This window comes from Shewanella sp. 125m-7, from assembly GCF_052977045.1.
The window spans coordinates 117,136-140,659 of record NZ_JBRILQ010000005.1; the positions used below are offsets into that span (position 1 = coordinate 117,136).

At 46.5% G+C, this 23,524-nt stretch carries 16 protein-coding genes and 1 riboswitch; of the genes, 8 read left to right on the top strand and 8 right to left on the bottom strand.

The genetic code is table 11. The annotated features are described in order from the left end of the window. Nucleotide 1: 1 nt before the first annotated feature. The 4 genes from ACVBIL_RS03870 to ACVBIL_RS03885 form a co-directional block, all read right to left on the bottom strand. Nucleotides 2-655: a hypothetical protein gene (locus ACVBIL_RS03870; RefSeq protein ID WP_447165673.1), complete on the bottom strand. Its 654-nt coding sequence runs from the start codon at nt 653-655 to the stop codon at nt 2-4. Then, nucleotides 655-4,329, bottom strand: coding sequence for an ATP-binding protein (locus tag ACVBIL_RS03875; RefSeq protein WP_447165674.1), 3,675 nt, complete (start codon nt 4,327-4,329; stop codon nt 655-657). The genes ACVBIL_RS03870 and ACVBIL_RS03875 overlap by 1 nt, the downstream gene beginning before the upstream one ends. Before the next feature lie 386 nt (nt 4,330-4,715). Continuing rightward, entirely contained in the window at nt 4,716-6,086 is a 1,371-nt protein-coding gene (locus ACVBIL_RS03880; protein WP_447165675.1) for an alanine/glycine:cation symporter family protein, read from the bottom strand. Between the two features lie 207 nt (nt 6,087-6,293). After that, nucleotides 6,294-6,423, bottom strand: a riboswitch (glycine riboswitch). Nucleotides 6,424-6,814: 391 nt separating this feature from the next. After that, on the bottom strand, nt 6,815-7,519 hold the full coding sequence (locus ACVBIL_RS03885) for a DUF3581 domain-containing protein (RefSeq protein ID WP_447165676.1): 705 nt from the start codon (nt 7,517-7,519) through the stop codon (nt 6,815-6,817). 424 nt (nt 7,520-7,943) lie between these two features. Between ACVBIL_RS03885 and ACVBIL_RS03890 the strand changes: the two genes are divergently transcribed. The 6 genes from ACVBIL_RS03890 to ACVBIL_RS03915 all read left to right on the top strand — a co-directional run bounded on the left by ACVBIL_RS03890 (nt 7,944) and on the right by ACVBIL_RS03915 (nt 14,584). Next, nucleotides 7,944-9,122: a porin gene (locus ACVBIL_RS03890; RefSeq protein WP_447165717.1), complete on the top strand. Its 1,179-nt coding sequence runs from the start codon at nt 7,944-7,946 to the stop codon at nt 9,120-9,122. Nucleotides 9,123-9,255: 133 nt separating this feature from the next. After that, a complete protein-coding gene (locus ACVBIL_RS03895) occupies nt 9,256-9,771 on the top strand; it encodes an FMN-binding protein (protein WP_447165677.1) in 516 nt (171 codons plus the stop codon). A 656-nt stretch (nt 9,772-10,427) separates the two neighbouring features. Beyond that, a complete protein-coding gene (locus ACVBIL_RS03900) occupies nt 10,428-11,180 on the top strand; it encodes a hypothetical protein (protein WP_447165678.1) in 753 nt (250 codons plus the stop codon). A 422-nt stretch (nt 11,181-11,602) separates the two neighbouring features. After that, nucleotides 11,603-12,367: a PepSY-associated TM helix domain-containing protein gene (locus tag ACVBIL_RS03905; protein ID WP_447165679.1), complete on the top strand. Its 765-nt coding sequence runs from the start codon at nt 11,603-11,605 to the stop codon at nt 12,365-12,367. A gap of 152 nt (nt 12,368-12,519) precedes the next feature. Beyond that, nucleotides 12,520-12,933, top strand: coding sequence for a GNAT family N-acetyltransferase (locus ACVBIL_RS03910; protein WP_447165680.1), 414 nt, complete (start codon nt 12,520-12,522; stop codon nt 12,931-12,933). A gap of 478 nt (nt 12,934-13,411) precedes the next feature. Beyond that, a complete protein-coding gene (locus tag ACVBIL_RS03915; RefSeq protein ID WP_447165681.1) occupies nt 13,412-14,584 on the top strand; it encodes a sugar transporter in 1,173 nt (390 codons plus the stop codon). 154 nt (nt 14,585-14,738) lie between these two features. On the opposite strand, the gene mrcB is transcribed toward ACVBIL_RS03915, so the two are convergent. Together mrcB and hrpB are read right to left on the bottom strand one after the other, a co-directional pair. After that, a complete protein-coding gene (mrcB, locus tag ACVBIL_RS03920) occupies nt 14,739-17,102 on the bottom strand; it encodes a penicillin-binding protein 1B (RefSeq protein WP_447165682.1) in 2,364 nt (787 codons plus the stop codon). A gap of 24 nt (nt 17,103-17,126) precedes the next feature. Continuing rightward, nucleotides 17,127-19,631 carry an ATP-dependent helicase HrpB gene (hrpB, locus tag ACVBIL_RS03925; RefSeq protein ID WP_447165683.1) on the bottom strand — a complete coding sequence of 835 codons (2,505 nt, stop codon included), beginning with the start codon at nt 19,629-19,631 and terminating at the stop codon, nt 17,127-17,129. A 175-nt stretch (nt 19,632-19,806) separates the two neighbouring features. Here hrpB and thpR point away from each other — a divergent pair, with 175 nt between their 5' ends. Continuing rightward, nucleotides 19,807-20,334 (top strand): RNA 2',3'-cyclic phosphodiesterase, encoded by a 528-nt coding sequence (gene thpR, locus ACVBIL_RS03930; protein ID WP_447165684.1) that lies wholly within the window; start codon nt 19,807-19,809, stop codon nt 20,332-20,334. Between the two features lie 48 nt (nt 20,335-20,382). Further along, the gene (locus ACVBIL_RS03935) at nt 20,383-20,694 is read left to right on the top strand and encodes a hypothetical protein (RefSeq protein ID WP_447165685.1); all 312 of its coding nucleotides are present in this window, start codon (nt 20,383-20,385) and stop codon (nt 20,692-20,694) included. Between the two features lie 281 nt (nt 20,695-20,975). Here ACVBIL_RS03935 and ACVBIL_RS03940 read toward each other — a convergent pair whose 3' ends face one another. Then, complete coding sequence (locus tag ACVBIL_RS03940; protein WP_447165686.1) at nt 20,976-22,016, bottom strand: winged helix-turn-helix domain-containing protein; 1,041 nt, start codon at nt 22,014-22,016, stop codon at nt 20,976-20,978. Between the two features lie 213 nt (nt 22,017-22,229). Further along, a complete protein-coding gene (pepB, locus tag ACVBIL_RS03945; RefSeq protein ID WP_447165687.1) occupies nt 22,230-23,507 on the bottom strand; it encodes an aminopeptidase PepB in 1,278 nt (425 codons plus the stop codon). Nucleotides 23,508-23,524 lie beyond the last annotated feature (17 nt).

The window sequence follows — 23,524 nt, forward strand, 5'->3', positions numbered from 1 at the left end:
ATTAGATCAAGTCCCTTTGCGTTGCGGTCTCGGCTTGAGCTTCCAGGCTCAAACCTTCAGTCTCATCGATAAAGCGGATCACCTCATAAAGGTAATCTAGCTTGCCTGTGGCAATGTAAATCTGCTTTTCGCTGTTAGGACGAGTCAGATACCCCAGCTCCACTAAGCGCTTAAACACCAGTTTGATTTGCGCGTCGACGTTAGTGCTGGTCGAGCCAAACAGGCGGTAATGACTGATTTTAGCTAACTGCTCACGAAATGCTGGCGTGTCTTCGATGCGGGTTTGCAGCTCGGTTAAACGCACTGCAACACCTTCAGATAGCGGCGCGTCTTGACCGCTGCCTTCTTGCACCAGTACTAGCCATTCCACCAGCGGGATCAGCGCATTACAGATATCTTTAAACTGCGAGGAAATCACTTTACGCTCGCTATCGCCTAGCTGCTGATAACCACAGAAAAAGACTTCGCCTTCACTGGCGGAGCCAATAGTGCGGTTTATTTGGTTAAGGTAAGCCTCTACATGATCGCGAGTCGATGGGCTTTTCAGTGCACGCCAACCGTCTTCATCTGTGGTGCGGCAGATAAATTCACCTTTAAGTAAACGCTCAATTAAGGCACTGGTTCCAACAATGGCTGTTTCGGTTACTTGGCTCATTACACAGCCTCCTTAGCACGTCGCTGATTGAGTTTATCGGCGATAGGATTAACTTGCGGCTTAACCACCTGCAGTTTCTTCGTCTGTTTGTTAATGATGTAGCGGTTAGCAAACAGGTTAAGCACCTCAGATTCTGGGTTGGGGAACGCGCCTAATACTGAAATATTGTTGTTTTCACAGGCATCAAAAATCTTCTTCACGTTACCGTGGTGCAAGGTGCCTAATTCATCAATGGGCCAGTGAATCGTCACATCTGCACGGCCACGCAATAATCGAGTAAATGCCAGCAAGAACTTACACAAAATTAAGTAAGCCATACCGTGGCTTGATGATTCATTTAACTGTCTGTCGGTGCGGATAACTAAATCGCTGTTTCCCTCTTTAAGGCGCAGCTCAATCTCAAGTAGCTTAGCGATACCACCAGACAGTGCCGCGCGGCCGATAATGTCTAACGCGCGGCGCATACTGTTGGTGTAATCCTCACCTGGCAGGTCGCTAAAACCGTCGGCTTTCCAGCGTTTAAAGGCTTTTACAAACTGCTCTAGCTCAGGCCAGAACTCTAGCTCACTAATGCGTGAGCGAATTCTAACGGCTGATTCTGATACGCCATCTAGGAACAACTCTTCGCCCACTTCACGGGTAATACGCGCACTTTGCGAGGCGATGCGGCGATCAATATCCGCTAATACGTCGTAGAAGGCGGTTAAGTCGACACCGAATATACGCCCTTGCTCACGTAGCGCCATAATCGATTGCGGCACCATCACGTTCAATAGCTGTTCAAGCTGTGGCACCAATTTGCGGTAATCGATAATACGAATACCTTTATCGTTAACGAAACTTGATTCTTCACGGGCGCGCTCCCACGTTTCAGACAGACCAGAACCTGACTTGCTGGCGATCACTGAGTCAAAGTGCTCAACATATTGCTTCACCGAGCCCATCATAGAATCACGCTTTAGTAGTTGATCTTCGCCTTGGCGTAGACGCTCAGACAAACTGCCTTGGGCATCATCGTTGTTTGGCGGCAGCTTTAGCTCGCTCAGTTTACGCATCACACTGCGCAGCTTAGTTAAGTTCTCTGACGCCTCAATTTGCACTGCATCAGATTGCTTACGCTCACCATCAAGCTCGTTACGCTTGGCTTTTACTTCATTGGCTTTGGCTTTTAGCTGCTGCTCAAGGTCAAGGCTGGCATGCTTAACGGTGCTGAGCTCCGATTGCAGCTTTGGCTTACGTTTAAGCCAAGTATGTTGATACCAATCATCATAACGTAGCACTTCACTACGGCGCTGTTCGGCCTTGCTAATATTGCTTTCAAGAGTGCGTATATCGGCCTTAAGTGCCACAATTTTAGCTTCATCGACACCGCGAGATTTTAGCTCGCTCTTGTACCACTGCTCACAGGCTTTTTGCTCGCTGGCAGCATGATCACGGCGGTTTTGAATATTGGCTTTAACTTGGCCTAGCTGGTTGTCTAATGCGCCAACTACTTCCTGCCAGTAAGCATTTTTCTCCATGCGCGCCTCGAGGGCTTGCTCTTTTTGCTCTTCCAGCCACTCTTGCTGCTGGCTTAGCAATTGCTTGATATCGCTATCGATACGGGTAAGTTGCTTTTGCGAAGCGGCTTTACGATCGTTCAATGCTTGGTTAATCTTTTCCTGCTCAGCGCGCTTGTCATCAAACAGGCGACGCAGATCGTCCCGGCTATTCTTATAAGCTGTGCGAGCAAAGGTGAGTTCACGCAGTAGGTTATCGAGCTCAGTGTTGCTCACAACCAAGGTATCTTCAGCTTCAACTTGTAGCGCTTTGGCGCTAGCCAGCATCTCTTCTGCAGCAGTGTGCTTAACCCTTAGCTCTTGCTCTGAAGCCGCGTATTCTGGCGCGTCAATGGCTTTTAAGTCCAACGCGATACCGTATAAGGCTTCAAGGCTATCACCGCTGATGCTTGGATGCAGGTCGCTGCGATGCAGTAATTCTGAGTTGATGACCTTACCTAGGGTATTTTCCCAGCCGTTAGCTTCTTTACGTAAAAACTCCAGTAAAGTATGCGACTGCGGGAACAAGATATGTTGTAGCTCTTCTAGCTCACTTTGGCGCTCAGTGACTCGAATGCCTGCAACACGAAGGCTCTCGTTGGCCTGATCGCGTTTAGCGCGTAACTTACGCTCCTCGCTGGTTAAGCGATCTACCTTAGCGTTACACGCTTCTTGATCTTCATCGGCGCCGGATATGCGCTCATCAAATACCGCTAACGCTAACTTTTCCTCTTCTGAGTAAGTTACGCTATCGACGCGCACCTTTAGCTCAGCAGCATTGACCTTAAGTTGATAGGCTTGCTCGCTAAACTGTGCTTGACCTTTTTCGGTCGACTCGCGCCATTGCTGCTCAAGTGCGGCTAACTCAGAGCGGCCCACTTCGCGTTGCTTATCGCGTGACTCACGTAAGCTATCTTGCTCTTGGTGTAGGTTTTCAAGCTCACGGTTTAAGCCTTCACCAATCTTGCTACGACGCGCATTGTACGCCGCTTCAATATCTTGATGTTTCTCGGTTTGTAGCTTATGACGCTCAGTTAAATTCTCTAAACTTCCGCGCCAGCTTGGAAGCTGTTCGAGATCTAACTTGGCCTGCTCGATTTCGGCATCTTGAAAACCGGCATGCTGATCTTCAATTGAGTCCAGCTCATGCTCACACTTAGCCACGTCACCTTTGGCGGCTGACAAGTCGAGGTTAAGCTCGTCGCGCTGCTCTTTCCACTCTTCATCGAGTTGGCGCAGCTGGGCGTTTAACGCCTTAGACAGGTCTTGATGATGTTCTTGTCGCTCAACTTCTGCAGTTTCATCTTTACTGTAGCCTCGACGTAAACTTGCAAGACGAAGCTCGGTACTCAGCAGTTGGTTGAACTCTTGCTCTAGCTTTTCAAACTCTGGGCGAATTTGCTCAAAGCCTTGGATCAGCTGACTTTCGCGGATCCAGGCTTCAACACGCTGTGGATTCAGACGCGAGCTTGGCGGGTTAACCCCATCCTCTTCCAAGATGGCGGCAACCATTGACTTGATGGTTTCCATCTTGCCCTCTTTCGAGTGCACCGCTTTAGCCAGTTTTTCAATATGGCGCAGTGAATGCTCCGCCTCACACAAGGAGAACTGACGCGCATAATTGCGTAGCTCATTACGATTGCTGCCCGTGCTTAATAAGGCGCGGTCATTTTGAATAATGGCGCGATACTCACGAGTATTAAGCAGATTAGTTACCGCCACACCTGCACGCTTCATCTCACGACCAAGCTCGGCCATGGTGAAACATTGAATGCTATCGCCCTGCTTAGTCTTGATGTAATCATCAAGCTCAAAAGCCTTGGCAATAAAGCGGTAGTTCACCCCTTTACCGTCGCCAGCAGAAGCTAACACCGCCTGATAGGCTAAGCCATCAGACTTGATATATTCATAGATGATAAAGCTTGAATCATGGGGCAAGTACCAGCGCTCAAAACTGTCACGGGTTGATGGCACCACTCGACTCGGGTATTCACCATAAAAAACGGGGACCAGACGCTGCAAGGTGGTTTTACCCGATGCGTTAGTGCCGCAAATATTGGTGTGGCCATCCAGGGCCAGTTCTACCACGCCAGGTAGATGAGTATCGATAAGTATGATGCGATTTAAGCTTGGCATTGCATTCCTTAATCCAAACAGAGCCATAACGGTAAGCGCTGTGGGCTTACATTAAGCTATAAGTTTTAGGTCTAATGTTAGGTCTAATGTTAGATCTATAAAAAGTTTTAATGGTCACTAAATTAAAGGAAAGCACAGCGCTTGGCAATCGTGCCTGAGCGTCTAAAGTGACTCTTCCTATGACCAAATTTCTGAAGCGAGATCATACGCCATTTTTGAGCTTTTAGGTGCTCAATCAATCGACAGTTAACAAGCGACACTTGCTGCCAAAAACTTTAGCCTTCTCTAACAGAAAGTCCTGTAATAACGCTCAAGAAAAAGCCCGTCTCATTGATAATGAAACGGGCTGTTTTTTAGCTATAACGGCTGTGTATTTCTAGGCTAAATTAAGCTGGTGAACTTTGAGTCGCTAATGCTTGCTGCTTAGCAAAGTACTTGCGCGTCTCTTTTAATATCACGTGCCTTAACCCAATCAAGGCAATTAAGTTTGGAATCGCCATTAAGCCATTGACCGTATCGGCTAGCATCCAAATCAGATCTAAGTGAATAAATGCGCCGCCGGCAATTAACCCTAAGAAGATAAATTGATAGAGTTTGACGCCCTTCTCACCAAGACGACTACCCGTTAAGTAATACCAGCAGCGCTCGCCATAATAATGCCAACCCAAAATGGTAGTAAAGGCAAAACACACTAGGGCAATCGTCACCACATATTGGCCAATAATGGCTGAACCACTGGCTGCAAATGCAGCGCTAGTCATGGCGGCACCCGCGGTATCGCCACTCCAAACACCGGTAATAATCAGCACTAAACCCGTCATGGTACAAATTAAAATTGTATCGAAGAAAGTCCCTGTCATGCTCACAAGGCCCTGTTCAACGGGCTCATTGGTTTTTGCCGCAGCAGCAGCAATCGGTGCGCTACCTAGGCCTGACTCATTAGAGAATACGCCGCGGGCAATACCAATTTGCAGCGCCTGCGCAACGGTTGCCCCCAGGAAGCCACCCGCCGCCGAGATAGGCGTAAAGGCTGAATGAATCACTAACTCAAACGCAGGCATGATCTGGTCAGAAAAAATAAATAGCACCCACATACAGGCTAATACGTAGCCTAGCGCCATCGTCGGCACCAGCTTTTGCGCCACGTTAGCGATGCGCTTAACACCGCCCAGTGTCACTGCTGCAACCATAAGAGTTAGCACGATTGCGGTAACCCAAGCCGGGATTTCAAAGGCAATGGTCATGGCATCACTAATGGCGTTAACCTGCGCAAAAGTACCAATACCAAAAAAGGCGACACCCACACCAAAAACAGCAAAGATTTTTGCCAGCCATTTAAGGCCTAGGCCGCGCTCAATATAGTACATTGGGCCGCCGGCAATATTACCTCTAGCATCGGTGGTGCGGTATTTTACCGCGAGCATACACTCAGCATACTTGGTTGCCATGCCAAAGAAAGCCGCTAGCCACATCCAAAATAGCGCGCCGGGGCCGCCAATTTTAATTGCAGTAGCCACACCGACAATATTACCGGTTCCAATGGTGGCAGAAAGCGCAGTACAAAGCGCAGCGAACGATGACAGGTCGCCCTTGCCGCTAGCAGGCTTAAACAGTAAACCCAGCGCCATAGGCAATTTAAAAACTTGGATCAATTTCAGTCGAACAGTGAGATAGAGGCCGGTTCCAACCAATAAGCATAGGGTAACGGGTCCCCAGACAATGGCGTTGATATCGGCTAAAAGCGCGTGAAAATTCATGGTATTCCTCGAGTATTAAACAACAAAACTCTGTATTTAGAGTTATTAATAATCGGAGGAGGAAAAGAAATGGCTGTTGCTAGCACTAGCCGATTGCAACGAGCGATAGAGTCCACCTAGCTTCACTAAACGTGAGTTAGGTAGAAAAAAGGCGCAGCGACAAACGACAGTGACTTTATGTAGTTATGGTTAATAACTAACACAGTCATCCTCTCCTCTGTCCTTTTGCCTGAGCGTTTCGCGTAAACCACAGGGGCTCACACTTTCGCCTTCGGCGCTGTGTGACAGTTAAGTTGACGAACACTTAGCTGCTCACAGTCTCTCCAGAGGCTCGTCCAGTAACAGTCCTCACCACTATGTGGCACCTGAAAGAGTGCTTTGTTAACGCATTAGCAATAACAAAGTTGCCTCGTCGGTGTGGGGTTACTCCCCACTCTCCTGCTACCTTCATCCGAACGGATCCCAGTCCTTGTCTAACCATTAGGGCCAGCAAGTGATAGGGACAAGTAGAATGCGCGATCTGACCCCTTGTCTCAAGTGAACTTAATCACATTTTCAGCTTTCGTCGTTCATTTGCGCATTTTTAAATCAAGTTGATGCTATTTATACCAATCAGTATTAGATCTAAAGTCCAAGAGCCTAAAAACAAAAAAGCCACTTAAGCAATTAAAGCAATAAGTGGCTTTTAAGTCTGTTCAACAAGTTAGCTTGTAGAGCTAACGATCCGCTTAAACAAAGGCTAATCTGCGGCTCTCATAGGCATCAAACATCTGCTGTGCAGGCTCATCTTCATAGGGACGAAGACCGCTCATGACTAAGGTTTTCACCCCTGTTCCAACGACCGTATCACCACTGAGTAGCTCAAAGGTTAAGGTCACATCGCCACGCTTACCTTCAATTTCGAGTTCTTGCTTAACCAAAGATAGACTCACCTCATTAAAATCTAAGGTGGTTAAATCAAATGACATGCTCTCGTAGATCACCAAAGGGCGAGCAGGATTAATCATCATCTGACGCTGCTTCATCATAGGCACTAAAATGTGCATAAAATTAAGGCCGGAGAACGCCACATATTTGCGAATGAACGACTCTATCTGGGTCTCGCAATAACGCACATCGCCACTGCGGTGTACTTCGAGATAACACTTATCTTTGTTATCTCGAATATCAAAATCTTCTGCAACATCATCAGCAAATTGCAGTTGTACACCATCGCCAACCATGCCTGCAAAATTAAATGTCATTTTTTGGCTTAAGCCATACTCATTAAGCACTAAGGCAAATAGTAGGTCGCCAGGAACACAAAAGCGCTTAGCGCCCACATCATGAATGGGATTGAAGTCTTGGGCGACGCTTTTGGCAAAATCACTCGCCTGCTGAGGAGTGATAGTTAAAGATTGGTTTTCTTTTTTAAAATAAGAACTTAAAAACATATTCACTCGGATATTTAATAAACCTTCAAAAATAGTCCGCCAGTGTATACCAAGATTGGATTTTGACTCACCCGATGACTTAGCTAGAAGGATGCAGCCCTCCTTAACCGCGAACAAAACGAACGTGGCCCCTAACTCTACCTCGTGTTTTTGAAGCAGCATTCCAGCCTAACTCTCAGCTATATAGTGCCGATGCAAACAAAGCCATATTTTTATTGCTCCGTAACAATTATTGACTAACGCCATGAATAAAAAGCAATAAAAGGCATGTAGCAACACGACAAATACAAACAATCCAACTACAAAATAGTTACAAACCTTGATCTCAATCTAAATTTAAATGAGAATAATTTGCATTATGATAATCAATTGATACAATCCGTCACAAATAAAGCGAACTCATTAAATATTGGGGAATAGAATGATGAAAAAAACCTTACTTGCCACCGCGCTAGTTGGCATGTTTGCCTCTCAAGCTGCTGTTGCAGCCGATGATACAGCGGAACTACGTAAAATTATCGAACAGCAACAGCAAGTGCTTCAAGATCTTGAAAAGCGTCTGGATGAAACAGAAAAACGTGTTGAACAAACTGCTGACGTTGTAGAAGAATCTGTCTCGGTAACGGTAACCGAAAGCACGACCACTATCGGTGGTTATGGTGAGCTTCACTACAACAACATCACTGATAACAAGACGGGTAAAGATAAGAAATCCATCGATTTTCATCGTTTCGTTTTATTCTTCGGTCATGAATTCACTGAAAACACCCGTTTTTTCTCTGAACTAGAAATTGAACATGCGCTATCGGGTAACGATAAGCCTGGTGAAGTTGAGCTAGAGCAAGCTTATATCGAGCATGACTTCAACCAGATGCTTACCGGTAAAGCAGGTCTATTCTTAATCCCTGTCGGCATCATTAACGAAACTCACGAGCCACCAGCATTCTACGGTGTTGAACGTAACCCCGTTGAGAAGTACATCATTCCAGCAACGTGGTGGGAAGCGGGTGCTGCACTTAATGTTAAAGCCGCTCCGGGTCTTGCATTTGATGGCACAATCACCTCAGGGCTAAAGGTTGATAATACCTACAGCATTCGTGGCGGCCGCCAAAAAGTAGCAAAGGCTGATGCTTCAGATCTTGCCTACACAGCACGCGTCAAATATACAGGCGTAACAGGCTTAGAGCTTGCGGCAACTGCGCAGTATCAATCTGACTTAACTCAGGGCGCAGCTGGCGTTGAAAACGCAGCAGCAACATTACTGACGGCTCATGCTATCTACTCTATTCAAGATTTCACTGTTAAAGCATTGTATGCCCAGTGGGATATTGACGGTAAAGAAGCTAAGGCACTAGGTCGTAATGAGCAAAACGGTTGGTACATTGAGCCGTCTTATCGCATCAACGAAAGCTTTGGTGTATTTGCTCGCTACAACGAGTACGACAACAATGCAGGCAATAGCGAAGACACTAACGTTGAGCAAACTAACGTAGGTATCAACTACTGGCTGCATGAGAATGTGGTATTTAAAGCTGACTACGAAAGCGTAGGCGGTGCTAAAGACGCTGACGGCTTCAACCTAGGTGTTGGCTATCAGTTTTAAGCTAAGCAGTTTTAAGCTAAGTTGTTTATAAAACAATATTTATTAAGCACTTAGACACCGCATGAGTGCCCATCGTGGGCACTCATTTAGCTTTCGAGCTTTTACCTTCCTAACACAGCCTAAGAAGTCAGCTATGAAGTTTGCATCGACCGTCATTATCATCCTTAGTTTGTCGCTATTTGGCGGCATGGCAAGTGCACGCGGAACCTACCAGACTGCTGAAGACTTTATTGCTCAAGCCTTTAACAGTGCGCCGCCTAAATCTAAAGTGTTATGGATTGATGATGAGACTAAAAGCGTGATTGAGTCGATTCTCGCTCATAGTTATAGAAAAATGCGCTTACGCTACTGGAAACAAGGTAATGAAAGTGTGTGGGTGATGAACGAAATAGGTAAAGAAGCCCCTATCACCGTCGGCATCCATGTAAAAAACAACCAAATAGCCCAAACAAAAGTATTGGAATATCGAGAAAGTCGCGGCGATGAAGTCAGGCATGACTTTTTTACTGACCAGTTTAAGTCAGCCAAACTTACCCCAGAGCTCAAGCTTGATACCCATATTGACGGCATAACAGGTGCGACACTATCAGTAAGGGCATTGACCAAGTTATCTCGTATCGCACTGTACTTAGATGGTATACCCAAGTGACCTCAAGATGCAGGATTCAGAGTGATCTCAGCGTGTTTAATTCAAGGAAAATGAGTGCTGGAATGGCATTCCCTTTTAAACTTATTTGACACAGAAGTAGATACGCTGAGTCACTCCCGAAGGGCGGGTTTTATTGGCTTCTACTCTGCGTTGCCGATTTTTAACGTAGAGCGACTATGCTTATAAATCTGCGCCTTGATTAGCAGCCAATAAATTCTCGCTGAAACGAGCATCTTGAAGTAGCTTGGGTATATATCACCCCAAAAAACTAAACCCGCATATGACGGTTTAACTTTGTTGAGCGCTTTTGTCATCGCTATTATGTTGTCTGTTATATTGGCTGTTTTGCAGCACTATTGGTCATTATAGAGAAACAATACACCATAAAGGCAAAGCCGCTAAGCCAATATATAGCGAACAACACCAACGGCTAACCGACGACAAACTTCGCCATACCGACCCGCCTTGAATAAAACCAGCCCATTTAGCGGCTTCACAACTAAACTTAACAGCAGCGACATGACCTTTATTTCACCGCATGATGATTACAACTGTGCAGTAATGGTATTTCAGAGTAAATATCACTATTACCGCCAATATAAACAGTGGTAAATTGTGATTTCCGTTTGCTTTATCAGTAGCTGAGTAATCGATAAATGAATACTAAAGTCAAAATACTAGTGGTCAGTTTGTTATGCCTAAATATTAGTGGGTGCGAATATATCGACAACATATTGCACCCTGACGATGGTGATGAAGTGATCGTCGACAAAAACTTCAGAAGTGATGCGCTGCAACTCGGCTTATCTGATGACACCATTACCCGTTTATGTACAGCGACAAATAAGATTAGCGTTAAATGCATCACCGAACTTAATCTTGAAACAAGTCAACAAGAAGTCAGAGTTGAATATAGTTACAACGATGTGATTCAGAAAAATGATTACGCCAAAAGCACAGTAGCAAGCCGAGTTATTTTTCATCTGCCCGCTGACGGCGCCACTGCCAATTTTGAATTTGAAAATAGCCGAGCTTACCAGTTCAATGATGGTTATCAGTACACATGGCAAGAACCCGCTGATTTTGCTACCGCGGATTTGGTAAATGATGCCAAAGAGTCAATCGCAAAGCTGGCTAATTTCTCTGTCATTATTCGCGTATCGGATTCTGAACTATCAAATATTTCAGCAGCTTCAATAAGTAATGATGATTACTCGTTAACTCAAGCGCAAGATTTGATTAATGCAGCCAACACAGTGTTATTTCCAGAATTAATCGTCAATGTCACCAACAACGAACTAACAGTGCCTATTGATGCATCATTTAAGGTGTTTAGTACGGGTCATAGCGCTATTTTAGCTGATTACTCTTCTGTTTTTTCAACCGCGATTGAACAAAGTTGGTTCTAGCTTGTAGGCTTACTGACTAGCCTGCTGAGTGAGTTAGCCTGCTTTTGAATAGCCCGCTTTGAAATACATCAGTTTTTGAATACTGTTTTGAATACTGTTTTTAAATACAGTTTTGAATAGGTCAGCAACTAGGCTGGCCTATTCGCTTCAACGGTATCCCTCCCCTGGCTTATCAGCCGCCGTTAGTATGCTCTCTATTTTGAGCAACAAGATACGGCAAAACTCAACAGCCCTATGATAAAAAGCATTTAACAGTTCAGTCGTGGCACGTGTTGCTGTAAAGTAAATGAGCTGCATTCGCATTTAAAGCCTTAGGCTATGTGCCTTAAGCAACGTGACTTAAGCAACGCGTCTTAAGCAACGTGATTTAAGCAACCTAGGGGCTGATCATTAAAACAACAAGAAGGTCAACCGGTGCCATAATGACCCGTAAACACCCAAATCTTAGAGTAAAAATACTGCGCCAACTACGTCCTTGGCATCGCCGCATCGGCATTTTCTCGACGCTTTTCGTGATTTTTATCGCCGTAACTGGGGTGTTAATCAATCACAGCAACCACCTGTCTCTCGATACAGCCCATGTAAAGCAGGCTTGGTTACTCGATTACTACGGCATAAAAGCGCCAACCAATATCGCCGTCTATCAAAGTTCACCACAGACTCTTTCCAGCTCTGGTAACCAAGTGTGGCTTAACGATAAATTAATTTTAGAAGCGAACACTGAAGTGTTAGCGATCGCTATCAAGCAAGAGATCATTGTCGCTATCGACAGCCACCAGCTTTACCTGTTATCCGCCCAAGGTGATCTATTTGAAACACAAAGTGCAGCGACCGGTCTCCCCAATAATATTCAAGCCCTTGGATACGGCGAAGAATTATGGCTACAAACGACAACAGGCCAATATAAGGCCGATAGCGATATTATCGAATGGACCGCAATAAAACCTCTGGTAGCCATTGATTGGGTTCACCCCATAGATGATGCAGACACCACCAAGGTTGCAGAACAAATTAGAGCGAGTCGATTAAGCTGGGAGCGGGTATTACTTGATTTACACAGCGGCCGCCTCTTTGGTTCATTAGGCCCTTGGATAATGGATTTAGTAGCCTTAAGTTTGTTAATCATGGCGTTTAGCGGGATCTATATTTGGTTACAGCAAAAGCCGGCAAGAAAGAAAAGACGATAGGAATCTAGGTTCTAGGTTCTAGGTGCTAAGTTCTAGGTTCTAGGTCCTAGGTGCAAGGAAAGGCTAAGACGGTAACAGCCGGGTAAAGCCGGAAAGGCTGACACGAAAAAGAAAAACTGAGCCAACCTAAAACAATAAAAATGGACGTTAAGATGAACATAGATGTGATCCACGATGAAAACCCTGCCATTGTTGATGCCTTGGTCGAAGGTGTTCGGCAGCATAACTTTGCTCATATGGGGCCTGAAACCTCAAAGCCGCTGACTATTGTTGCCCATGATGATAATGGCAAACTCATTGGCGGTGTCGCTGGGCGTACTATCTACGATAACTTTTTGATTAACGTCGTTTGGGTCGATGAGGCAGCGCGAGGCACAGGACTTGGCCGCAAGCTTATGCTGCAAGCGGAGATTGAGGCTATAAAGCGTGACTGTACTCAGGCGCAACTCGATACCCTCTCTTTTCAGGCTCCGGTCTTTTATCAAAAACTCGGATTTGAGATCATTGGTACAGTGCCGGCCACAGCAAGAAGCCCAGAACGTTATTTTTTATTGAAGAGGTTTTAGAAGAAGGTTCTAGGAAAAGCAGGTTCTGGATCCTAGGGCCTTCTTTATAGTAGCTCGGCATTTATGCCGTCATTTCCCCCTTTAGTTAATTCTCATCCGCGATGGGCTAAAGCCCAACCTACATCAACAACATATGCAGACTCTTGACCGTATAGCAGGACGCAGTCCGCTCTAACAGCAAAGCTGTCCTCGCAGCGAGTTTATGAGCGCTCTAGGCTTTTAGCTTTTAGGTCCTAGGTCTTAGGTCCTAGGTCTTAGGTCCTAGGTCCTAGGTCTTAGGTCCTAGGTCCTAGGTCCTAGGTCCTAGGTCCTAGGTCCTAAAAATCACAAAATAATGGCAAAAGTAAAACTGTCTCACTGCTCACAAGTTAAACATTTTATATCTCACACCATCGCTAACCCACTCGCCAAAAATTCGATTTGAGCGTAGACTTGCCGCCCTTTTGATTTTGATTTAGACCCGATGAAACCAGACCCGATGAAACAGCGCCTCCTCGCTTGGGCTCCAGTGTGGCTACTGGCACTGACCGCTTTTGTCTTTGTCTCTACTGAATTTGTTCCTGTAGGCCTCTTATCAGACCTTGGCCAAAGCTTTAATATGAGTGCGGTTGCTATCGGCCCCATGCTCACAGTGTATGCTGCGGTGGTTGCACTCGCATCTCTGCCAGCCGTACTCTTGTTTGCACGCTTTGAGCGTAAGAAACTTCTGCTCGGGTTAATGTCGGTGTTTATCATCAGTCACGGGATCTGCGTCTGGGCGCCAAGCTACGATATCTTGCTATCGGGCCGTATCGGTATCGCCTTAACCCATGCGTTATTTTGGGCTATTGCTCCGGCGTTAGTCGTACGCTTAGCCCCTAAAGGGCAAGGCGCCAAAGCCTTGAGTATCTTTGCTACAGGCTGCGTGTTGGCGCTAGTGCTAGGCATCCCTATGGGGCGCGTTGTGGGTCAATTAATGGGGTGGCGCAGTATTTTTGCCTTAATCGGTGTACTGACTCTGGGCATGATGTTATTGCTATGGCGTGGCCTGCCAACCTTACCTGCAACCCATGGTGGTAGCTGGCGAAGCCTACCAGCATTGGCGAGCAACAAAGCGCTGCTGTGGCTGTATTTATTAACCATGACGCTCGTTACTGCACACTACAGCGTTTACACTTATCTTGAACCATTACTGCAAGAGCATTTTGGCTATTCGGCCAATATCACCACTATGATTTTGTTGATATTCGGTGCAGCAGGATTAATTGGCAGTGCGCTATTTAGTCGCTATCAAGCGCGCCATGCTCAACGACTGCTAATGCTTGCTATAGCAGCACTCGGCACTTGTATGGCGATACTCCCCTTCATCGCGAGTCAAATAGGGTTATTGCTGCCGCTGTGTATTTTATGGGGTACAGGCATGATGTTGATGTGCTTATCTTTGCAATCTAAAGCGCTCAAGCTCGCGCCAGATGCAACCGATGTGGCTATGGCTATCTATTCCGGATTATTCAACGTGGGCATTGGCAGTGGCGCCTTACTTGGCAGTATTATTGCAGCACGTTATGGCGTGGTCCAAAACGGTAATTTGGCAGCCTTACTGATTGTTATAGCGATTATTCCCTTGGTTTATCTACTAAAAGCACGTCGAGTACAGACTCTAGCGGGCTAGTCTTAACGCCTCCCAGCTACATACAAATATGCCCATTGATGCAAAACATCAATGGGCATATTAAGATGACAATCTAGAAGACTCAATCTAGAAGACTCTATCTAAAAGACTTACTGAGTTAATGACCGACTCAGAGTTAACCACACGTTATAAATTACCCGCCAACCAGCTTCTTCCACCAAGGAACAGGTTCACCACAATTAGCCACAGGCTGATAACTATCCCTAAGGGCTGGCACTTTTACCACATTGGCGCATTGTGGCTCTTCGGCCTTACCGGTATTTTTCTCAAAGTAGCCCTGCACTACGCCATCAACTGGCGCCATGCGCAGGCTCAATGGCGCACGATGGTTAAGGAAGGCTTGGTAAACAGCCATTGCGCCGCTACTACCGTAAAGCCCTGTCTTACCGTTGTCATCACGGCCAATCCAAATAGCAGCCACATTTCGCTCATCAAAGCCAGCAAACCAAGAATCACGCGAGTCATTACTGGTGCCTGTCTTACCCGCTAACGTCACATAAGGGAATGCACTGCCTAAACGTCTTGCCGTACCCGACTCAACCACTTGGGTCATAGCGTATTTAACTAAGTAATTACTGGCTGCTGGAATACTTTGCACCGCTTGCGGCCTAGAAGCTGCCAGCGGTTGGTTTTGGGCGTTCAATACCGTCGTCACCGAATTTAAATGGCGATAGCGACCATCATCGGCAATAGTTTGGAATACCTGTGCCACCATTAATGGCGAGCCGTTTACTGCGCCAAGTAGCATTGAAGGGTATTCAGGGATCTTATCCTTCCAGCCTGCTTTATCTAACGTTGTGGCCACACTACTCACGCCAATCGCCATACCCAGATTAACGGTCGGCACGTTCATTGAGTTCTTAAATGCAGTGAGTAAAGGTACTTGATCACGGAACTTCTTATCAACGTTCTGTGGCGACCAGGTTTTGCCTTGGCCATTTTTCAGCGTAATAGGCTGATCCTTTAAAGGCGACATTAAGTTATATTGCTTGCCATCATTTAACGCTGTGGCATACACAAATGGCTTAATTAATGAGCCTATGGGCCTGCGAATTTCTACCGCACGGTTAAAACCTTTATAGCTTGGCACCTTATCGCCCACCATTGCGGCAATGCCTGCCGAGTATTTATCGGTCAGTACCATGCCCACTTGCAGACTTTTATCGTTTTTACCCAATTGCTTTAAGGTTTGTTCAACCGCTTTTTCTGCGGCCTCCTGCGCCATAGGGTCAAGCGTGGTGTAGACCTTTATTCCAGATTCCTGCAACAGGGCATCACCATAGCGGTTGGCAAGCTCACGCTTAACCACAGCGAAGAAGGCTGGCAGCTTTTGATGCACTGATTTATTGGCTAATCTAAGTCCTAAAGGAGACTCTACCGCCGCTTGATATTGAGCCACATTCAAGTCGCCGGCTTCCATCAGCAAGCGCAAGACGAGATCACGACGTTCTGTCGCACGCTCAGGGTAGCGCCACGGATTGTAATAAGAGGGCCCTTTAATCACTGCGACCAAAAATGCCTGCTGCGGCACAGTTAACTCAGCGATTGGTCGACCAAAATAAAACTGCGAAGCTAAGCCCATACCGTGTACACCACGGGCTTTATCTTGTCCCATATACACTTCATTAAGATAAGCTTCTAAGATCTCATCTTTCTCATAACGAAAATCGATAATGATCGCCATCAAAGCTTCACGAAGTTTACGGCTAAGCGAACGTTCACTGGATAGGAAGAAGTTCTTAGCCAACTGCTGAGTTAGGGTCGAGCCACCTTGTACAGTACGCCCTGCACTGATATTGACCATAGCGGCACGTAAAATAGCAAACGGGTTAACACCGTGATGCTCATAAAAACTGCGATCTTCAACTAAGATAAGTGCATTAACAATTGGTTTAGGGATCTTATCGGTCGAAACAAACAACCTGTCTTCACCATCACCAGTGATAATTCTGTCGAGTAAAACAGGTTCAAGATGAAATACCGCTAACTGACGCTTATCGCTATCACGGGCAACCGATACGACACCATTACTGTCGAAGGTCATCATCACCCTCTGCTCCGCTTGATCGCCTTGCGGATGCAAAAATGGTCGACGCCATAGATCGATCTTGGTTTTAGAAGCCGAAAACTCCCCGACCTGACGCGGATTAGCCACCTTACGATAACCCAGCAGTTTAAGCTCCGACATTAACTGGCCATGACTCACTGCTGCACCGGGATACAGCGCCATAGAGCGACTAAACACCTGGGCTGGCAGATGCCATTTTTGCCCTTCAAATTTGCGGGCAATAATTTGATCAAGATAGATTGCATAAGATGCGATGATCACGGCTAAGACAAGGCCCAATTTCCAGCAGATAGACCAAAGCTTTTTGCTCCATCCATTACTGGCTTTCTTGTTAGTCGGCTTTTTGCTTGCTCGCGTTTTTTTTGCGGCAACGCTCTTCTTTGCTGGCGCTTTTTTCACGCTGGCTTTCGGTGTAGCTTTATCAGTCATTATCGGTCCGCGACGTGCTCAAGCTTATTGCGAGCTAAACGTCTTCTTTTTAGTAAATTTGGTCGGTTGGGTATTAGCAGGATCATCTGGCCATAAATGCTTTGGATACCTTCCCTTCATCTCTTTCTTAACATGCTCATAGGGGCCCTGCCAAAAACTCGCAAGATCGGCGGTTAACGCTAACGGCCTATGTGCGGGGGACAACAACTCCATGGTCACGATGAGCTTGCCCTGTGCAAGTACCGGGCTTTGTGCCATGCCCAGTGCTTCTTGTAGCCTTACGCTCAATAGTGCGCGGCCGTTAGCATCATAATCGATGCTAACTTGAGTCCCCGTCGCCATTGGCCAGCTCCTTGGAAGCAACGCCTCTAGTTGCTGCTGCAACTCCCAAGGTAATAAATTAAGCAGCAGAGTATAACAATCTATTTGCTTTAATTGTGCCAAACTGCGCACGTCATCTAAGTAAGGTGCGAGCCAGTCATCAAGGGTATTGAGCAGTGAGTCATTATCGAGGGCTGGCCAAGTATATTCTGGGCAGTATTGCTTCGCTAAAGCGACACGATTTTGCAGTCGCTGGCATTGACTGTTGAAATTAACTAATGCTAGCCCCTTTAAGTTTATCTGTTCTAATAGCGCGCCCTTTATTAAGCGCTTGTCGACGACTTTGATCGCCTCTTTGGTTAATAATATCTGGCCAACTTTACGCTGTTTTTCTGCGTAAAAACGGCCTTTAACATCATCCCAACCGCAATACTCTACGCTTTCAACCAAGCTGGCTAACTGTGCATCAAATAATGGCTCATTAAGCGATGCAGCTAGATACACCTTACCCTGACTGCGCCCTTCAGTTTCTTGAAGGTCTGCAACCACTAACCAACTTGCTCCCGCTAGCGCATCGTCATTGGCCAGCTCTACACCACTGCCATTGGCCAGCTGATAACCGCTGACCCCACGGGCCTTGGCGATTCGGTCTGGAAATGCAAAAGCCAATAACATGGCGATATCATCATTGCTGGCATGGCGCACCGCCTCGTTCAGATCAATCTTGCCTAACGCGGTGAGGTTTAATGTGCTGACCCAGTTACGGATCTGCTGGCGTGTCTCACCTTGAATCGCTTCATTAAGATAACGGCTAATATCTGCACCCTGCCGACTACGACTACGTGACTCTAACGTTGCCGCCAAAATGCAGGCGAGTACCGCGAGATTAATATCTTGCTGTTGCCCAGCTTGCTGCTTGGCAAGCAATAACATGTGCGCCAATCTAGGATTACAACCAAGCTGGTGCGCGGCGCGGCCATGGCTGGTAATCACTCGAGAGTTATTAACCATGCCCATGACTTGAAGTAAGTGCCAACTTACATTCTCATTTGCTTGCGAAGGCTGGGTAAGCATAGGCAACTCGCTAAGTGATTTAACCCCCCAGAAGGCTGCATCGAGTACCATTGACAGCAGATCACTATGCACGATCTCAGGCTCATCGGCTTTTAATAACCGCCCATGCTCCTCTTGGCTCCATAGTCGAGTACAAAAGCCAGCCATAAGTCGACCAGCTCGCCCCGCACGCTGGGCTGCCGATGCTTGGCTAATTCGTTTTAGTGATAAACGAGTCACACCGGTTTTAGGGTTAAAACGTGCCTGACGCTTATAACCGGAATCGATAACTTGGGTGATCCCCTCAATAGTCAGACTCGACTCAGCCACGTTAGTGGCGAGTACCACTTTTCGCATGCCGCGTGGCGCAGGCGCAATGGCTAAATCTTGTGCCTTTGCGCTAAGGCTGCCGTATAAAGGACAGATAATTGTGGTCTTTGAGTCTAAACGCGCACTCAACATGGTGTGTAAGCGATTAATCTCACCTTGACCAGGTAAAAAGGCCAACAATGAACCCTGTGGGTGCTCGTCAAGGCTATTGATGATCACCTTGGCCATATGATCGAGCCAGTGCCCCTGATTGGGCACGCTGCTATAACTATGTTCAACCGGAAAGCTACGGCCTTCGCTGTTCAGCATTATGGCCTCAGGCATCAGCTTGGCAAGCGGCAAGCCAGACAATGTTGCTGACATCGCAAGGATCTTTAAATCTTCTCGAAAGCTGGCTTGGATCTCTAACGCCAACGCTAAACCGAGATCTGTGGTGAGATGCCGCTCATGGATCTCATCAAAAATCACCATATCGATACCCGATAACTCGGGATCTTGCTGGATCATACGGGTGAGAATCCCCTCAGTAACTATCTCTAAACGTGTATTAGCAGAAACCCGCGAGTCACCTTTGACTCGATAACCGACCTCTTTACCTAATTCACATCCGCGCTGCTTGGCAATAAACTGCGCCACATTACGCGCTGCGACTCGCCTTGGCTCTAGCATCAAAATTTTACCGCTTATCTCTGGCCAATCGAGCATATCGAGCGGTAAGGCGGTGGACTTACCTGCGCCAGTCGGCGCTTCGAGGATCACCTGCTGCTGACACTTAAAAGCGTCACGCAGCGGTTGTAACAGTGAATGTATAGGTAATGAGGTCACGAGAGGGTCTTTTATACCGTTATAATAAGTTCATGCCATGAGTGATTAGGGGAGAAATAAACCCTAAATATGCTCGTTAACCTGCATGAATAAAATGAAACTGTTATTCGCTAGTGTACTCTAAAAGCCACCTAGGACTAAACAGCTTGTATCAACTGCTTTTATGGGAGCGAATATGTCAACGACAACTCAACGTGTATTCTTAGGCTTTAGCCTCAATTCAGCCCAAACTGAGCAGATAACAGCAATCCAAACTCAACTCCCTAATAGTGTCAGATTGGTCCCTAGCGCTAACTTGCATATGACGCTCGCCTTTCTTGGTGCCGCTAGCCCAACTCAAATAAAAACACTTATCGATAGTGTCGATAAAATGAGTAAACCTACGTTCAGTGTCACGCTCGATACCTTAGCCCATTGGAGTAAACCAAAAATCCTCTGCCTTAAGGGCGATGCTACCGACAGCGGCTTACGTCAATTTGCGCAGGATGCACAGCTTATCGCTGCCGAACTTGGCTTACATTGTAGTGAGCATAGTTTTAATCCCCATATAACCCTTTCGCGTAAGGCTATGGCGGAAGCTAGCGGAGTTCATTATCACGCTATGCGCCTACAGCCATTACAGCTTCAGCTATTTGAATCCTACCCAGGCCTTAATGGGGTCGAATATCCAACACTCCATTCGTGGGAACTAGGTGCTTTATGAAATCTGAGCTACCCTATGCAGCATTATGTTCCAGCCAATGAGATATTCATGGAAACCACCGAAATAACTAAAACGCAGCTACTCACTCTGCTGACTTCTTGGAAGCTAGGTGAAATTGATGCCGAAGCACTACAGAACTGGATGGTGACTCACTACGATCCACCAGAAGTAAAAATTGGCACAGGTGAAGCCGAGTGGACTCAAGAAGCGATGAATATCGTGATGAATGAGTATGAAATTGCCAAAGTCGCCAAGTTTAGATTAGAGCATGCTCAATACGCCATCGACTTTGTTAATTGCAGTGAGAGCAACTTTAATCAAACTAAGCATCTGTTTATTCATGATGGATTTAACGATTAAACCTCTGCTACAGCTTTAATAATACCAATCGTATTATTAAAGCTGTGATTGGTATAAAACTGACAAACTGCAGATAAAAAAAGGCCACCTTTCTCTAGGTGGCTAATCGAAGAATGGGATAAAAGCAGAACCATCTTGTACAATCATCGACTGTTTATCACCCAAGCGCCCCGCTTAACGATTGGTATAACAACCCGTCATCTATATTGGTATCATATCCTTGGGTAATTACCCACTGACAAACTTTGAAATAAGCTGAAAAGTGTTGAATTCCTAGCGGTCTACATGCTTTCCTGCTCAATATGGCTAAGCACTAATTTATAGAGCGTCTCAGAGTCGAGCACCACAGCCTGACCTCCGCTTTCATAAATCGCATCAACAACTCCAGGCGACTCAACATAAGTATAAAGGTAAAACGCAGTGCGATTTCCCGCTGCTCGCATGGCTTGCAATAACTTTAGCCCAGCTAATGAATCACCATGGCGGCCCATGTCAGAGATCACCGCCTGATAGTTGTACATAGTTAGCAGCATCAGCGCTTCTTCTGAAGTGACCGTGTTATATACACCGATATTTATTTGCTCGAGATAAGCCTTCTCTACAAGATTATTTTCTGGATGATCATCAACCCATAGCACCCGAGCTATCGCACCGTTTGGTTCACTGTAAGCAAGTTGTCTTACTGTTTCTTTATCATGACCAGCACTATCGGTATGCTGATGATCTGCGTCAGCCGTGTGTTCATGGCTTGGATTAGTGACATGCTGAAACTGAATTATCAAACCGATCAACAACAATAACGCAATGACCCCTTTAGCAAAAAGCTCCCACAATGGCGTTTGTCTGCTGGAACTAGATTGATGCTTACCATGAAATACCGAGGCTGGCTGCTCGTTCGTCACAGGCTCAGCACCTGTCTCTTGAGCTGCCTCTTGAACAGTCTCATCAGAGCCCTGCTCGTGCAACTGTAGGTGTAGTTGAGTTTCCCGCGCTAACTGAGCCTGTTGTACAACTTGCTTGCCCAACACATGTTCTAAGCGATAACCACGCCCATGAACGGTTTGAATCAATGGACCATAGTAACCGGCCTTATGAAACAACTTACGCGTATCAGAAACCAACTTAGACAGAGACATATCGGACACAACCGTCTCTTGCCAGATTTTATCTAAGCAGTCTTGTTTGCTGCAGTGGCTAGGATAGGACTGAGCCAAGATGAGCAACAGGGTGATATTTCGCTCATCGATAGCCACGCAATTGCCATCGATATGCAGTTCTAATGTTTCACTGTCTATGGAGAACTCACTAAAACTCAGCTTCATTGGGAGAAGAACCTATGTTTTGTTGCAACCTTGATTGGCAACAATACTGCAACATAAGACTTTTTTTGGCAAAGGCTGATTTAGTGATATTTGATCTTTATCATTATTCGTACATCATTCGTGCATCAAAGGCAAAAGCCCCGCTTTCGCGAGGCTCTATCGTAAAACAACAGCCATTTACGTCTTAAAAAAACATTAAGACGCAGTTAACCGCTAGTCTTCAAGCAAACCCGCGATAGTTAATACGCCATGGGTCGTTGCACCAGGAGACCATAAATGATCACCGGCATCAGAAAATGCCGAGGCTAAATCAATATGCAGCCAGTTGGCTTGTGGTGATACAAAACGCCATAAGAAACCCGCGGCGTTCGATGCGCCGCCCGCACCACCGCCTTTCATCGGACGACTGTTTGCCGTGTCAGCATACGGGCTTGGGCAATTATCTTTATGCCAAGGATCGAGTGGCAGTGGCCATACTCGTTCACCCACAGCCAATGCTTTTTGCTGTGCCAATGCCAACACTTCAGCCTTAGGTGAGAAAATTGCGTTATAGTTAGTGCCTACCGCCATCACTGCGGCGCCGGTAAGTGTTGCGGCATCAATAATCAGTGGTGCGCCCGTTTCAGACGCCGCTTGCAAACCATCGGCTAGCACTAGACGACCTTCGGCATCGGTATTCACCACTTCAACTGTTACGCCATTCTTGTATTTTAAAATGTCACCTAGCTTGTAAGCATGGCCACTGATCAAGTTTTCCGCACAGCATAAAAACAGCTTAACGCGCTTATTAAGACCTGACTTCATCGCAAGGCCTAAGGCCGCCGTCACCGTCGCCGCGCCGCCCATATCACACTTCATCCCAAGCATGCCTTCAGAGCCTTTAATACTATAACCGCCTGAGTCAAAGGTGATACCTTTACCGACAAGCGCAACAGAGACTGGCGCGTCATCAGCTAATGGATTGAAGTCGAGCTCTAGCAATGCTGGCGGACGCTCACTGCCACGGCCAACAGCATGGATACCAATCCACTTTTTCTCTAGCAGTTCTTCGCCTTCGATAATGCGGTAAGTCACCTTATCTCCACCGATGTCGCTAAGCCATTTTGCCGCTTGCGTGGCAAGTACCACTGGCGATAGGTTTTCAGGGGTTTCGTTGATAAGTTGGCGCGCAAATGTCGCGCTTTCTAGGCGGCTCGTGAGTAAGTCTTGAGTCGCAGCATTGCCTGTCCATTTGATGACAGGTGTCGTCAGTGCAGTCGCAAAGCCTTGAGCGAAAGCCCACTGTAGGTCCAAGGTCCATAGCTCGCCAGTTAACGCCACTTGAGTGACACCTTGTAGTTCGAGTTTGCGTGCGGCTTGCTGGACATGCAGTAAGGCGTCCCCTGCTATTAAATGAATAGAAGCGACATCCCCTTGAAAGGTCACATCAGCTCTGCCCCAATGGGCTGCAGCGGCGTCATGGGTCAGGGTTACTTTCATTAAATCCGTCATTCTAGGTCCTTATTATA

What these genes read in the sequence shown, in the direction of transcription:
- ACVBIL_RS03875 (WP_447165674.1), bottom strand. Translation starts at nt 4,329, where the DNA reads ATGCCAAGCTTAAATCGCATCATACTTATCGATACTCATCTACCTGGC.
- ACVBIL_RS03880 (WP_447165675.1), bottom strand. Translation starts at nt 6,086, where the DNA reads ATGAATTTTCACGCGCTTTTAGCCGATATCAACGCCATTGTCTGGGGA.
- ACVBIL_RS03885 (WP_447165676.1), bottom strand. Translation starts at nt 7,519, where the DNA reads ATGTTTTTAAGTTCTTATTTTAAAAAAGAAAACCAATCTTTAACTATC.
- ACVBIL_RS03890 (WP_447165717.1), top strand. Translation starts at nt 7,944, where the DNA reads ATGAAAAAAACCTTACTTGCCACCGCGCTAGTTGGCATGTTTGCCTCT.
- ACVBIL_RS03870 (WP_447165673.1), bottom strand. Translation starts at nt 655, where the DNA reads ATGAGCCAAGTAACCGAAACAGCCATTGTTGGAACCAGTGCCTTAATT.
- ACVBIL_RS03935 (WP_447165685.1), top strand. Translation starts at nt 20,383, where the DNA reads ATGGAAACCACCGAAATAACTAAAACGCAGCTACTCACTCTGCTGACT.
- pepB (WP_447165687.1), bottom strand. Translation starts at nt 23,507, where the DNA reads ATGACGGATTTAATGAAAGTAACCCTGACCCATGACGCCGCTGCAGCC.
- thpR (WP_447165684.1), top strand. Translation starts at nt 19,807, where the DNA reads ATGTCAACGACAACTCAACGTGTATTCTTAGGCTTTAGCCTCAATTCA.
- ACVBIL_RS03900 (WP_447165678.1), top strand. Translation starts at nt 10,428, where the DNA reads ATGAATACTAAAGTCAAAATACTAGTGGTCAGTTTGTTATGCCTAAAT.
- ACVBIL_RS03895 (WP_447165677.1), top strand. Translation starts at nt 9,256, where the DNA reads ATGAAGTTTGCATCGACCGTCATTATCATCCTTAGTTTGTCGCTATTT.
- ACVBIL_RS03940 (WP_447165686.1), bottom strand. Translation starts at nt 22,016, where the DNA reads ATGAAGCTGAGTTTTAGTGAGTTCTCCATAGACAGTGAAACATTAGAA.
- mrcB (WP_447165682.1), bottom strand. Translation starts at nt 17,102, where the DNA reads ATGACTGATAAAGCTACACCGAAAGCCAGCGTGAAAAAAGCGCCAGCA.
- ACVBIL_RS03910 (WP_447165680.1), top strand. Translation starts at nt 12,520, where the DNA reads ATGAACATAGATGTGATCCACGATGAAAACCCTGCCATTGTTGATGCC.
- ACVBIL_RS03915 (WP_447165681.1), top strand. Translation starts at nt 13,412, where the DNA reads ATGAAACAGCGCCTCCTCGCTTGGGCTCCAGTGTGGCTACTGGCACTG.
- ACVBIL_RS03905 (WP_447165679.1), top strand. Translation starts at nt 11,603, where the DNA reads ATGACCCGTAAACACCCAAATCTTAGAGTAAAAATACTGCGCCAACTA.